This window comes from Agromyces sp. P2_B3 (assembly GCF_056404815.1).
In genome coordinates, this window is the sequence record NZ_JBFUDH010000004.1 from 153,867 (window position 1) to 166,805 (window position 12,939).

Consider the following 12,939-nt stretch of genomic DNA (forward strand, 5'->3'; position numbering starts at 1 on the left):
CAGGGGACGCGGAACGGGGTGGACGCCGCTCGCGCGACCTCCACCCCGTTCGGGACCGGATCAGTCAGGCCTGGGGCCTAGTTCCCACCCTTCCCGCTGGCGGTGACCGAGATGCTCACCTCGGTCGTGTCGCCGTCGGTGACCGCGTCGCCGAGGTAGCGCACCTCGACGTCGACCGTGCCCTTCTTGAACGGTCCGACCTCGAGCGTCGCCTTGCCGTTCGCGAGCGTGGCGGAGTCGACGACCTTGCCATCGATCACGGCCTGCACGGTGCCGGTCGCCTGCGGGCCGGTGGAGGTCACGACGATGGAGATCGGCGCGGTCTCCTTCTTCTGCTTGATCACCGAGGGCGCGGTCGCGGTGACCGTGGACACGGCCTTCGCGATCGTGATCGGCACTGCGATCGACGTGCCCGTCGCGGCCCCCGTGAGGGTCAGTTCGGTCGCGCCGACCGGAGTGCCGGCAGGCAACTGCACCGACACCGAGGCGGTGCCGTACTCGTCGTAGGGCGCCGTGCCGATGGTGTTGTCGACCGGGAAGGTGCCCAGCGCGGTGTCGCCGAGCGACACGACTAGCGACGCATCCTTCACGTCGGCGGCCGTCGACATCGCCCACGACTTCACGTTGAACGCGACCGTGGCACCCGGCAGGTACGTGGCCGGCGCGCCGGTCGGGAATTCGACCTCCACGGCGTGCTGCTCGTAGTCGACCGGAAGCGGCGTCGTTCCGCCGAAGGCGGCCATGTAGTCGACCATCGCGTTGAGGTCGATCTTGCCGGTGTCGCGCTTGCCCGTGCCGTTGGCGAACTCGAAGAAGTTGTCGCCGCCGGTGCCGAGGAACGAGTTCACCGTCACCGAGTACGACGCCGCCGGGTCGATCGGCACCCCGTTCAACCACATGCCGGTGATCGTGCCGTACCTCGCCTCGTACGGCGTCAGCGACTCGTTGATGTCAGGGGTCGCCGGGTTGTCGAGCGGGTACTCGATCGCGGTGCGCTCGGTGTACGTGTACTCGAAGCCCTGCGAGACACCGAGCCGGAGGAACGGCCGGGTGAGCAGTCGGTTCAGGGAGTCTCGGGGCTGCCACTGCTGCTCGAGCACCGTCTTGATCTGTGCGCCGGTGAGCTGCATGTTGACGAGCGTGTTGGCGAACGGCTGAACGACGGCCGCCTGCTTGTAGGTCAGGGTGCGCGGGAACGGGTCGGTGCCGGTTCCCGCCATGTCGTCGCGCAGACCGCCCGGGTTCATGAACGCGATCTCCGCCGCGCCGGACTCGGGGGTTTCCGTCGCCCAGCGCTGCACCTCGGCGACCAGGTTGCCGAGGGTCGACTCGCCTCCGCGGTTCTCGGTGGTGCCGTTCGCGAGCTTCGCGCGGTTGAACGCACCGCCGATCTGGCCGAGGGGTTGCGCGCCGAGCACGTCGGCGGCGGCCTTGGCGTCGGCCGCGATCTGCGCGACCACCGGGTCGGCCGGGTACAGCGCGACGTTCGACGAGTTCTCGAGCGGCAGGATCGCCTGCGTCTTCGCCGACACCACGCCGGTCGTGCCGTCGACGGTGTAGACGAGCTGGTTGAGGTTCGTGCCGTACTGGCCGGCCGAGACGACGGGGCGGTCGGTCACTGCGCGGCCGGCCCATGCCGAGACGGGGAACGAGCAGTTGTAGGCCAGGTGCGTGTGGCCCGAGACGATCGCATCGACGTCGGGCGAGATGTTGTTGACGATGTCGCCCCAGGTCGTGCCGGGTGTGTTCATCGTGGCGCAGTTCGTCGTCGGCGCGCCCTCGTGCACGAGCATGACGACGAGGTCGGCGCCCTCGGCGACGAGGTCGGCCGCCTCGGCGTTCACGGACGTCACGATGCCCTTGACGTCGATGTCGGCGATGCCGCCGGGGCTGACGAGCGAGGGCAGCTCCTCCGTGACGGCGCCGACGAAGCCGACCTGCACGTCTCCGAAGCTCTTGATCCAGGTGGCGGGCACGGCGTCGTCGCCGGTGGCCTTCATCTTCAGGTTCGCGGCGATGTACTGCCACTGGGCTCCGCCGTAGGGGTTGGTCGTCGCGTCGTAGGGGGCCATGACGCGATTGACGAGGTCGTCGTAGCCCTGGTCGAGCTCGTGGTTGCCCACGGCCGACACCTCCAGCCCGGCGGCGTTGAGCGCGTCGATCGTCGGCTTGTCGTGCTGGATGAACGACTCGAACGTCGAGGCGCCGATGAGGTCGCCCGCCGCGGCGAAGACCGTGTTCGGGTTGCTCGCGCGCAGCTGCTCCACCGCGCCGGCCAGCACGGCCGCGCCGGCCTCGCCGTTCGTCGCGTTGTTGAGGATGCGACCGTGGAAGTCGTTGGTGGCGAGGATCTGCACCTCGGTGGGTGCGGCGTACGCCGGTGCGGCGGACAACCCCGTGAGGATGAGGCCGAGACCGACGGCCCCGGCGGCGATGCGGCGAGCTGTGGACATGTGCGCCAGTCTTTCGCTTGGACATTTCGGGATGATGAACGCAGCGTCCGACCGGAATGAACGCGGGTGAGGATGCTTCGCTCCCGGCCATTGGATCATCCCGCCGTCCACCGGACAAGACCCCTGCTCATATGAGCAGGCGGCCCTCCGCGTTGCGTTCGATGAGCACGCGCCCGAGGCGCACGATGCCGAGGCCGACGGCGGCACAGCGACCGCGGCGGGCTCAGCCAGGCAACGCGCAACCCCGCCGACCGGTTACAGCGCCTTGACCGCCCCCAGGACCTTCGCGAGCGAGTCCTTGGCATCGCCGAACAGCAGCGTGGTCTGGGGCTCGAACAGCAGCTCGTTCTCGATGCCGGCGAAGCCGGGCCGCATCGAGCGCTTCAGGAACACGACCTGGCGGGCGTCGGCCACCTCGAGGATCGGCATGCCGTAGATCGGGGAGCCGGGCGTTGACTTCGCGGCGGGATTGACGACGTCGTTCGCCCCGACGACGAGCGCGACATCCGCCGTCTTGAACTCGGGGTTCACCTCGCCCATCTCCTTCAGCGACTCGTAGGGCACGTTCGCCTCGGCGAGCAGCACGTTCATGTGCCCGGGCATGCGCCCCGCCACGGGGTGGATCGCGAACACCACCTCGATGCCACGCGACTCGAGCTCGGACTGGAGCTCCGCCACGGTGTGCTGGCCCTGCGCGACCGCCAGGCCGTAGCCCGGCACGATGATCACCTTCTGCGCGTAGCCGAGGAGCACGGCCACGTCTTCGGGGCTCGACGAGCGCACCGGCCGGTCGGATGCCTCGGTGGAGCCGGCCGTCGACCCGCCGCGGAACGCGCCGAACATGATGCCCGACACGCTGCGTCCCATCGCCGAGGCCATTGCCCTGGTGAGGATGGTTCCGGATGCGCCGACGAGCGTGCCCGCCACGACGAGCAGCACGTTGCCGAGCACGAGCCCCGACGCGGCGACCGCGAGCCCGGTGAAGGCGTTGAGCAACGAGATCACGATCGGGACGTCGGCGCCGCCGACGGGCAGCACGAGGAGCACGCCGGTCAGGAGCCCGAGCACCAGCAGCACGACGGCGAGCCAGGCCGCGCCCGTGACGACGACGGCGACGGCCGCCGCGATGGCCGCGACGAGGGCCGCCGTCATGAGCACCGGGAGTCCGGGGAAGACGACCGGTCGCGTCGTCATCAGCTCCTGCAGCTTCGCGAAGGTCACGAGCGAGCCCGCGAAGGACACGGCGCCCACGAGCAGCGTGAACACGATGGCGACCCGCACCCACGCGTCATCCGTGTGCGCGAGTTCGAGCAGTGCCACGAGTGCGGCCGCACCGCCGCCCACGCCGTTGAACAGGGCGACGAGCTGCGGCATCTGCGTCATCTGCACGCGTCGGGCGACGGGCGCGGCGATGGCCGAGCCGACCGCGATCGCGGCGAGGATCCACGGGATGTTGTCGAGCTTCGACGACAGGAACACGGTGATGACCGCGATGAGGGCGCCGGCCGCGCCGATGAGGTTGCCGCGGCGGGCGGTCTTCGGCGAGCTCAGCCCCCTGAGGGCGAGGATGAAGCAGACGGCGGCGACCAGGTAGAGGATCGCGGTCCACGTGGGGGAGAGGAGGATCATCGACCGGCCCCCTTGCGCCCGCGGAACATCTCGAGCATGCGGTCGGTAACCACGAACCCGCCGACGAGGTTGGCGGTCGCGAGCACGACGGCCACCAGGGCGATCGTGAGCGTCCAGCCGTCGGAGGCCTGGCCTGCGACGATGATCGCACCGACCAGGATGATGCCGTGGATGGCGTTCGCCCCCGACATCAACGGGGTGTGCAGGGTGCTCGACACCTTCGAGACCACCTCGAAGCCCACGAACACCGACAGCACGGTGATGGTGAGCAGGGCGACGCCGTCCATCAGCGGGCTCCTTCCGCGTCGAGGGCTTCAAGGGCTTCGGCGGTGGCCGGATGCCGCACGACGCCGTCATGCGTGAGGCAGGCGTCGAGCACCACCACGTCGCCGAAGTCGGGCTCGACCGAGCCGTCATGCGACATCAGGGCGAGCAGGTTGGCGACGTTCTTGGCGTAGAGGCGGGACGCGTCGGCGGGCATCGTCGAAGCGGCATCCTTCATGCCGACGAGCGTGATCGTGCCTCCGCCGTCGGCGGTCGGCACCGCGATGTCCGACCCGGCCACCGAGCCCTCGACGTTGCCGCCCGACTCGGCGGCGAGGTCGACGACGACCGACCCGGGTCGCATCGCGCGGACCATATCTGCCGTCACGAGCAGCGGGGCCGGGCGCCCGGGGATCGCCGCAGTCGTGATGAGCACGTCGGAGTCGGCGACGTGCGGGGCGAGCAGCTGGCGCTGCCGCGCCGCGCGATCGGCCCCCAGCTCCTTCGCGTACCCGCCTCCGGCATCGGCCGCGTCGAGGTCGAGGTGGATGAACGTGCCGCCCAGCGACTTCACCTCGTCTGCGGATGCCGCTCGCACGTCGTTCGCGGACACGCGGGCGCCGAGGCGCTTCGCCGTGCCGATCGCCTGCAGGCCCGCCACGCCCGCGCCGAGCACGAGCACCTTCGCCGGCGGGATCGTGCCGGCCGCGGTCATGTAGAGCGGGAAGAACCTCGGCAGGCGCATCGCCGCCTCGAGCACGCACCGGTAGCCGGCGACCAGCGCCTGGCTCGTCAGGGCATCCATCGACTGGGCGCGGGAGATGCGCGGCACCAGCTCGAGGGCGAACGCCGTCACGCCCGCATCCCGCAGGGCGCGCACCGTGGCCAGCTCGGTCGAGGGCGAGCCGAGCCCGATCGTCACCGCGCCCCGGCGCAGGCGCCCCGGCGTCTCGGGTTCGAGGGGACGCACGTGCAGCAGCACGTCGAGGTCGCCCAGCCCCAGGGGGTCGACCACCGTGGCCCCGGCCTGCTCGTAGGAGGCATCCGAGTGACCGGATGCCTCGCCCGCACCGTGCTCGATGAGCACCTCGAGCCCGAGGCCGGCCAACTGCTTCACGGTCTCGGGCGTGGCGGCCACGCGCCGCTCGCCAGTTCGTCGCTCTCTCGCGATGCCGACCCTCACGGTCGCTCCTCTCACACGGGAGTGCAGCGGCGCCGCCCGCATGGAGGAACCTCGATGCCGCGGCACTGCTGCACGTGTGGCGAGCGTACCTGCCGCCGCGGCATCCGAGCCATGATTCGCCCGTGTCAGGGCCGAAAGATCAGCGGTTCTTCACCTGTGCGGAAGAGTCGCGCACGATCGTTGCGCCGGAAGCCGTGTCGGCGACGGTCATCCGTGGAGACGCCGGAGCAGCGCCGGTGCTCGCACCGGAATGCCGGAAGGCGGCGAGGGCGGTCCGCAGCACGAACGCCGACCAGGCGACGAGTCCGAGCAGCTTGGCGCCGTCCTCGACGAGCACGGAGGCCTGCGTCGCCGCCACGAGGAGGTCGGTCGCTGCCGAGACCCCGAACGATCCGACCGCGAGCGCGAGGAGCCCGACCTCGAGGTCGCGGACGATCAGGGTACGGAATTCCACGACGAAGCGGAGGAACGCGAATCCGTACGCGGCCGCAACCACCGCACCGATCCACGACGCGAACGTCGCGGCCTCGTGCAGCAGGAGGAGGTCGTCGAGGACGAGCGCGAGGCTCACGACGGCCATCCACAGCAGCAGCCTGGGCCAGGGTGCGCGGGCCTCGCGCAGGACCAGCCGGGCCGTCACCGCCGCGCCACTCGAGAGCGCCAGCACGACGATGCCGAGGTTGGACACCAGTCCATAGGCGGGGCTCACGGCATGATGCCGCGCAGCGATCACCTGGCTGTCGCGCATCAGGTCGCTCGGCGGTAGCCACGGCTGCAACGCTGCCGCGGCGAGCAGCACCACCACGGGCAGGACGACGGACGCGTAGACCGGCAGCGGCGTGCGCGCCATCATTCGCGGTATCGACAGGAACGGGCCTTCATCGGCGCGAACTGGATGCATGACATCTCCACCCGACACATGCCACGCTGCGGTCGGGACTTCCTCTGGGGGCGGCGACACCGGCGACCGGGCTCTCGGGCAGAGCCATCGAGCGTGCCCTGCATTCGGGTCGGCGGCACGATCGGGTCATCGGCTGAGGGTCGTCGCAACCATAGGGGCGAGCGCTCGCATGGTGAAGGGCTTGACAGGCGTACGACGTCGCCCGCGCCCTACCGCCAGATGGTGAGGCGGCGCACGACGGCGATGTCGGATGCCGCGGGTCGGAGGACCCCGATGCCGCCGATGGCACCGGGCGGGAGCGGCATCCGTCTCGAAGCACGCCAGGCGGATGCCGCGTGGCCGGACGACCGCAGCCGCGTCCAGCCGCCCGCCCGCACGATGCGGTTGCCGCCGACGCGAAGCGGCGTCGACGCGAACCACTCGTCGCGGATGCGCACCGCCAGCCGAAGGCCGCGACCCCGGCGCACCTCGACGCCGAAGCGGGTGACGCCGTGAGCGGCGACACCGTCGATCGAGTCGAACGCGACCAGGCGCGGCCACGTCGATGCCGGCATCACGAGGCCGCGCAGGGTCATCACGGGTGACGGCCGTCGGGCCGTGGTCGCGAGGTCCGTCCACCCGAGGGTGCCGAGCGGCCACGCGCCGCCGACGCCGCCGCGGCCGGACCCCGCACCGCCCTGGGTCGCGGGCACGGCCGCCGGCCTGAACAGGTCGAGGTCGACGAGCGGTCGAGCGGGCGGCGTCCACGATGCGGCGAGCGCGACGACCTCTGCGGGTGGGAGCGCACGCGGCCAGACGGCCAATCGCGCGACCGCTCCGGCGAGATGATTGCCCATCCCCGTGGTCAGCCGCACCGCGCCCACCGTGAACTCGGCGCGCGCGCTGCGGTTCAGCCCGTGACCGAAGCGGTACGGGTTCTTCGCATAGACCAGTCCGGCACCGAGCGGAGGCCCCACCTCGGTGAAGGCCGGCCGGCGGTCGGCGGTGCCGTCGAGGAACGAGACGACGTGGCATCCGTCGTACGTGAAGCCGACCACCCGCCACGTGCCGGGCGCCACCAGGCGGGCACTCGCGGAATAGTCGCGGCTGTAGGGGAGGCCCGGGCTCGGCCGGCCGTCGTGCGAGACGTGTCCGATGACCTGCTGCGCGCCGCCGTACGTCGGCAGGCTGAGGAACAGGCCGTACTGGCGGCGCGGATCGCGATCGTCCTCCTGCCACATGCCCGCCACGAAACCGGTCGAGGTGGTGTCCCGTCGGACCAGCGCGAAGACCGACACCTCGTCTCCGAAGCGCGCCGCGTCGAGCGGACCGGATCGCGATGACTCGATCCGGAGGTGGTCGCGCACGCCGTCGAACACCATCGCCCCGCCGACCACCGGATCGGGTTCCCAGCGGGGCGGATGCGGGCCGGAGAGGGTGAGACCGTGACCGGTCCGATCCGACAGGCCGCCGAGGCCGGCGCGGAAGTCCCATTCGACTCCCGCGCCGGCGGTCACTGCGATTCCAGGATGGGGTCCGCGACCGCGCAGACGTCCTCGAGCACCGCCTCGACATCGGCATCCGGCTGCCACAGCCCGTCGAACACCGGCTTGGTCGCCGTCTCCAACTCGGGGAAGGACACCGGATAGTCGACCTGCTGTGCCGAGTCGAGCGTGTCGAGCAGCGACGCCTTCGCCGACTCCGGCGGCACCTGGGGGTACAGGCCCGAGACGAACTCCTCGGTCTGCAGCGACGACCGGGGCGCGACGTAGGGCAGCGACGCCGACCCCTCCTCGCTCGTCAGGTGCGCGAAGAGGCGGGTCGCCAGCTCAGGAGCCTGTCCGTCGGCGAAGACGACCATCGAGGCCTGGCCGATGAACGGGCTGTAGTCGACGTCACCCTCGGGCTGCGGCGCCATGTCGTACTCGAAGGTGGAGTCGGCGAGCTGCGCGAGCGTGCTCGGCGCGCCGAGGTACATGCCGGTGTCGCCGGTCGGGAAGCTCGACGCCGAGCCTGGCGCGGGGTACGAGCCGTCCTCGAACACCATGTCGTGCACGAACTGGAAGGCGTCGACCGACGCGTCGTCCGCGTACCCGCAGGACGTCCCGTCGGGGTAGGCCTCGCCACCGAATCCCTTCAGGAACGGCGTGAACAGCGCATAGCTCGTGTACCCCCACTGCGGGATGTCGAACCCGTAGGTCACCACCCCGGCGTCGACCAGCGCCTTCGCCTGCTCGCGCAGCGCATCCCACGTCCACTCGCCCTTGGCGAGCAACTCGTTGGGCGTCTCGAGTCCGGCGGTCTCGAAGGCGGTCTTGTTGTAGATGATCGGATGCGTCGTGCCGGCGAACGGGTAACCGTAGAGTTCTCCGTCCTCGCCCTCCAGCGCGCTGAGAAGGTTGGGGATGATGTCGTCGTACGCCCAGTCCTCGTCGCCCTCGAGCGAGCTGACGTCGGCGAGCGCACCCGAGTCGACCCACGCCGGCGTCGCGGACTCGACGATCCAGCCGAGGTCGGGCGCCTCACCGCCGCTGAGCCGGATCGCGAGCTGCGAGTTGTACTCCGCGAACGGGATGGTCTCGATCGTGAGCTCGCCGAGCTCGGGGTTGTCCTCGCGGAACTCGTCGGCGAGCGCCTGGAACTGCCCGATGATCTTCTCGTCGGCCGTCCAGACCGTCATCGTGAGGTCGACGGGCTCGTCGTACTCGACTTCCGTCGGTGTGGGGGTGCCGGCGCTCGGCGAGCAGCCGACGAGCAACAGTGCTGCGGCGGATGCCGCGGCGATGCCCGCTCGCTGTGTGCTTCTCATGGGTGGTGCCTCTCTCTTCATCGAGGGTGCGGGCGCCTCTGCGGCCGCGAGGACGGGGTCACTTGATGCCGGTGCCGGCGATGCCCTGGACGAACTGGCGCTGCGCGACGAAGAACACCGCGAGCACCGGCAGGACGCTCAGGGTGGTGGCCGCCATCTGGATGTTCCAGATGGGGATGCCGGTGATCGGATCCGTGAACGACTGCAGCGCGATCGGCACCGTCCAGAGCTCCCGGGTGCGGAGGAAGACGAGCGGTTCGAGGAAGTCGTTCCAGCTGTTCAGGAACGTCAGGATCGCGAGGGCGGCGAGCGGAGCCTTGGCGAGCGGGAGGGCGACGCGCGTGAACAGGCCGAAGCGGCCGAGTCCGTCGACGCGACCGGCCTGTTCGAGCTCGATCGGCAGGGCGAGGAAGAACTGGCGCATCAGGAAGACGCCGAGGACGGCGGGCACGCCGAAGATCGCCGGCACGATGAGCGCGAGGTGGGTGTCGATCCAGCCGAACGCCGAGACGATGCGGAAGAGCGGGATGATCGTCACCTCCGGCGGGATCAGCAGCGCGCTCAGCAGCATGACGAAGAGCACCGACCTGCCGCGGAACTCGATGCGGGCGAACGCGTATCCGGCCAGCGAGGCGACGGCAAGCACGCCGATCGTCGTCACCGATGCGATGTAGATGCTGTTGAGGAACTGCTGCAGGAACGGTCCCGTGGTGAAGGGCACGAGGTAGTTGCCCCATCGCGGGTCCTCGGGCCAGAGCACCGGCGGGCTCTCGAACACGTCCCCGTAGGCCTTGAGTCCGGTCGAGAACATCCAGAAGACGGGGAACACGAACGGCACGGCGACGAGCACGAGCAGCAGGTACATGCCGACGGTGCCGAGGCGTCCCCGTCCACCGACCCCACCCGCTCGTGGGACGCGGCGGCGAGGGACCCGTGTGCCGGGCGGTGCGACGACCGCGGCCGTGGTCAGCTCAGGACTCATTGAAGACCCACCGCTTCCGCGACCACCACTGCAGCAGCGTGAGCACCAGCACGATGAGGAAGAGGAACACCGCGGCGGTGCTCGCGAAGCCCACCTGGAACGCCTTGAACGCCTGCTCGTAGATGAAGTAGCCGAGGATGTTCGTCGACAGCCCCGGACCACCCTCCGTGAGCAGGAACACCTGCGCGAAGGCCTTCAGCGAGTTGATGGTGGCGAGGATCGCGACCATCATGATCGTCGGCGTGATCAGGGGCACGACGACGCTGCGGAACGACTGCCACGGGCCCGCGCCGTCGATCTTCGCGGCCTCGAGCAGTTCACCGGGCACCTCCTGGAGCGCCGCGAGGAACAGCACCATGCTCACGCCGACTCCCTTGAGCACCTGGACGAAGATGATCGACGTCATCGCCCAGTCAGGGTCGGCGAGCCAGTTCGGGCCTTCGATGCCGATCATCGCGAGCCATCCGTTGATGCCGCCGGAGTCCTGGAGCATCACGTCCCAGACGAGCGACCACGCGACGAGCGAGATGACGACCGGCACGAAGTAGGCGGTGCGGAAGATGGAGATCGCGCGGATCCGCTGGTTGACCAGCACGGCCATCAGGAGCCCGATGACCAGGTTGGCCGGGATCACGAAGGCGGAGAACACCGCCGTGTTGCGGAGCACGGTGCCGAACACGTCGCTCGTGAGCAGCCGCTCGTAGTTCTCCATGCCGACGTAGGTCGAGCGGCCGGACAGGCTGTTGTAGTCCTGGAAGCTGAACAGGAAGACCCCGGCGATCGGCAGGGCGACGAACACCAGGAATCCGAGGACGGCGGGGGCGATGAAGGCGTATCCGTATGCCGCGTCGACGCGACGCAGGTGGCCGCGACGCGGGGGCCGGTCTGCGGCCGGCCGCGTGGACCGATGCCCGGAGACCTGCGATCGTGGATCCGGCACTCCCGGATCCACTGTCGAGTCCATGAGAATCGCCATGACCCCTTGTCTCTCATCGTCGAGCCGGCCATCCGTACGTTGCATTCGCTAAAACAACGTTGTGTAGAATGAATCAAGGATGAGTCGTGACGCCCGCAAAGTCAAGAGACCGGGCCGAGTAGTCTCGGTTGCATTCCCATTCATCGACGAAGGGAGAGCGTGGTGACGCTCGCAGAACCGCCGGCGGTCGCGGCCACCTCACGAACGCTCGTGCGCGGCCTCTCGATCCTCGAGATCGTGGCCGAAGCGGGCGGCGGCATCGGCGTCACCGAGATCGCATCGGCGGCGGGCCTCGACAAGGGCACCGTCTCGCGACTGCTCTCGACCCTGCGGCAGATGGGGTACGTGCAGCAGCGGGCCGGTGACCGGCGCTTCGTCCTCGGCAGTCGGTGCCTGTGGCTCGCTCGCGAGTACGGTTCGCGTCAGGAGGACCTCAGCAGCCGTGCCAGGCCGTTCCTCGCAGCGCTTCGCGACGTCACGCACGAGACCGTGCACCTCGCCATCCGCGAGGGCAGCTTCGTGGTCTTCATCGCCCAGGAGCAGCCCGACCGGTCGATCCGCGTGCGATCCGCGGTCGGTTCCCGGCTCCCGCTGCATCGCACCGCCATGGGGCGGGCCATCCTCGCAGCCCTCGAACCAGCCGAACGCGAGATCCTGCTCACCTCGCTGCACGACGAAGCGGCGGCTGCCGGCGACGAGTTCGACCTCGCCCTCATCCGTTCCGATGTCGAGATGGCCGTGGCGAGGGGCTGGGCGGCCGTCGACCGCCATGACGACGTCACCCGCCTGGCGGCGGCGATCGTCGACGCGGCCGGGGAGCCCATCGCCGCCATCACGCTCTCCGGGCCGACCTACCGCGTCGAGCCCGACATCGACCGGCTCGGGCACGAGGTCATGGCGGCCGCGGCCGCGGTCAGCGAGTCCCTCGGGCACTGACCGCCGCCGCCCTCGCGGGCGGTCGCGCCGCTAGAGCAGGTAGCCGCCGTCGACCGCGAGGTCGCGGCCGGTGATGTACCCGCCGTCGTCGGAGCAGAGCAGGAGCGCGAGCGGCACGCAGTCGGCCGGCGTCCCGATGCGCCCGAGCGGGATCTGGCCGACGACCCGGCGGTGGTACTCGTCGGATGCGAGCGCGTCGCGGTTGCGGGGGGTGTCGATCACGCCCGGTGACAGGCTGTTGACGGTCACGCCGCGCGGCGCCAACTGCTTGGCGAGGTTCGACACGAGGTTCGCCTGCGCGGCCTTCGATGCCGCGTACGCCGCCATCTCAGGATGGGGTCGCGCCTGCTGCACGCTGCCGATGGCCAGGATGCGACCCCAGCGACGCTCGGCCATGTCGGGCGCGATGCCCTGCACCAGTTCGAGGAATGCGACGAGGTTCACCCGCAGCTGCCGTTCCATCTGCTCGGCGGTGATCGAGAGCCACGGTTCCCGGATCTGCACCGACGCGGAGTGCACGAGGATGTCCACCGGCCCGACGTCGCGCGCCGCGCTCGCGAGCCGCGCACCGGCCCCGACGATGGCGAGGTCCTCGGCGAGCGACGGCCGACCGGCATGGCCGACGGGTTCCAGTCCGTGACGGATGACCCGCGCCCCGGCTCGCTCGAGCGCGTCGGCGATCGCGGCGCCGATGCCGCTCGTCGACCCGGTGACGAGCGCGGTACGGCCGTCGACAGGCGGCTTCGACGCGGCATCCATCTGGGCTCCCTCCACGGTGCGCTCGGCCACGGTGCGCTCGGCGCGATCGACGCCAGCCTAGAGCGGAG

The 12,939-nt window shown here is 70.2% G+C and carries 11 protein-coding genes; 1 reads left to right on the plus strand and 10 read right to left on the minus strand.

Annotated features, from left to right (window positions below; genetic code table 11):
- Positions 1 to 77: 77 nt before the first annotated feature.
- From AC1DZA_RS08845 to AC1DZA_RS08885, 9 genes are all read right to left on the minus strand, one after another.
- Positions 78 to 2,453: a 5'-nucleotidase C-terminal domain-containing protein gene (locus AC1DZA_RS08845; RefSeq protein ID WP_476772464.1), complete on the minus strand. Its 2,376-nt coding sequence runs from the start codon at positions 2,451 to 2,453 to the stop codon at positions 78 to 80.
- A gap of 255 nt (positions 2,454 to 2,708) precedes the next feature.
- The gene (locus tag AC1DZA_RS08850; RefSeq protein ID WP_476772465.1) at positions 2,709 to 4,082 is read right to left on the minus strand and encodes an NAD(P)(+) transhydrogenase (Re/Si-specific) subunit beta; all 1,374 of its coding nucleotides are present in this window, start codon (positions 4,080 to 4,082) and stop codon (positions 2,709 to 2,711) included.
- Positions 4,079 to 4,369 (minus strand): NAD(P) transhydrogenase subunit alpha part 2, encoded by a 291-nt coding sequence (locus tag AC1DZA_RS08855; RefSeq protein WP_476761486.1) that lies wholly within the window; start codon positions 4,367 to 4,369, stop codon positions 4,079 to 4,081. The genes AC1DZA_RS08850 and AC1DZA_RS08855 overlap by 4 nt, the downstream gene beginning before the upstream one ends.
- A complete protein-coding gene (locus tag AC1DZA_RS08860) occupies positions 4,369 to 5,529 on the minus strand; it encodes a Re/Si-specific NAD(P)(+) transhydrogenase subunit alpha (protein ID WP_476772466.1) in 1,161 nt (386 codons plus the stop codon). The genes AC1DZA_RS08855 and AC1DZA_RS08860 overlap by 1 nt, the downstream gene beginning before the upstream one ends.
- A 139-nt stretch (positions 5,530 to 5,668) precedes the next feature.
- Positions 5,669 to 6,382, minus strand: a complete 714-nt coding sequence (locus tag AC1DZA_RS08865; protein ID WP_476772467.1) for a hypothetical protein — start codon at positions 6,380 to 6,382, stop codon at positions 5,669 to 5,671.
- Between the two features lie 257 nt (positions 6,383 to 6,639).
- Positions 6,640 to 7,926: a hypothetical protein gene (locus AC1DZA_RS08870; protein ID WP_476772468.1), complete on the minus strand. Its 1,287-nt coding sequence runs from the start codon at positions 7,924 to 7,926 to the stop codon at positions 6,640 to 6,642.
- Complete coding sequence (locus AC1DZA_RS08875; protein WP_476772469.1) at positions 7,923 to 9,218, minus strand: ABC transporter substrate-binding protein; 1,296 nt, start codon at positions 9,216 to 9,218, stop codon at positions 7,923 to 7,925. Before AC1DZA_RS08875 ends, AC1DZA_RS08870 begins: the two co-directional genes overlap by 4 nt.
- Before the next feature lie 58 nt (positions 9,219 to 9,276).
- Positions 9,277 to 10,200 (minus strand): carbohydrate ABC transporter permease, encoded by a 924-nt coding sequence (locus AC1DZA_RS08880; RefSeq protein WP_476772470.1) that lies wholly within the window; start codon positions 10,198 to 10,200, stop codon positions 9,277 to 9,279.
- On the minus strand, positions 10,190 to 11,140 hold the full coding sequence (locus AC1DZA_RS08885) for a carbohydrate ABC transporter permease (RefSeq protein WP_476760960.1): 951 nt from the start codon (positions 11,138 to 11,140) through the stop codon (positions 10,190 to 10,192). Before AC1DZA_RS08885 ends, AC1DZA_RS08880 begins: the two co-directional genes overlap by 11 nt.
- Positions 11,141 to 11,338: 198 nt before the next feature.
- On the opposite strand from AC1DZA_RS08885, the gene AC1DZA_RS08890 reads away from it, so the two are divergent.
- A complete protein-coding gene (locus tag AC1DZA_RS08890; RefSeq protein WP_476772471.1) occupies positions 11,339 to 12,112 on the plus strand; it encodes an IclR family transcriptional regulator in 774 nt (257 codons plus the stop codon).
- Positions 12,113 to 12,142: 30 nt separating this feature from the next.
- Here AC1DZA_RS08890 and AC1DZA_RS08895 read toward each other — a convergent pair whose 3' ends face one another.
- The gene (locus tag AC1DZA_RS08895) at positions 12,143 to 12,901 is read right to left on the minus strand and encodes an SDR family NAD(P)-dependent oxidoreductase (RefSeq protein ID WP_476772472.1); all 759 of its coding nucleotides are present in this window, start codon (positions 12,899 to 12,901) and stop codon (positions 12,143 to 12,145) included.
- Positions 12,902 to 12,939 lie beyond the last annotated feature (38 nt).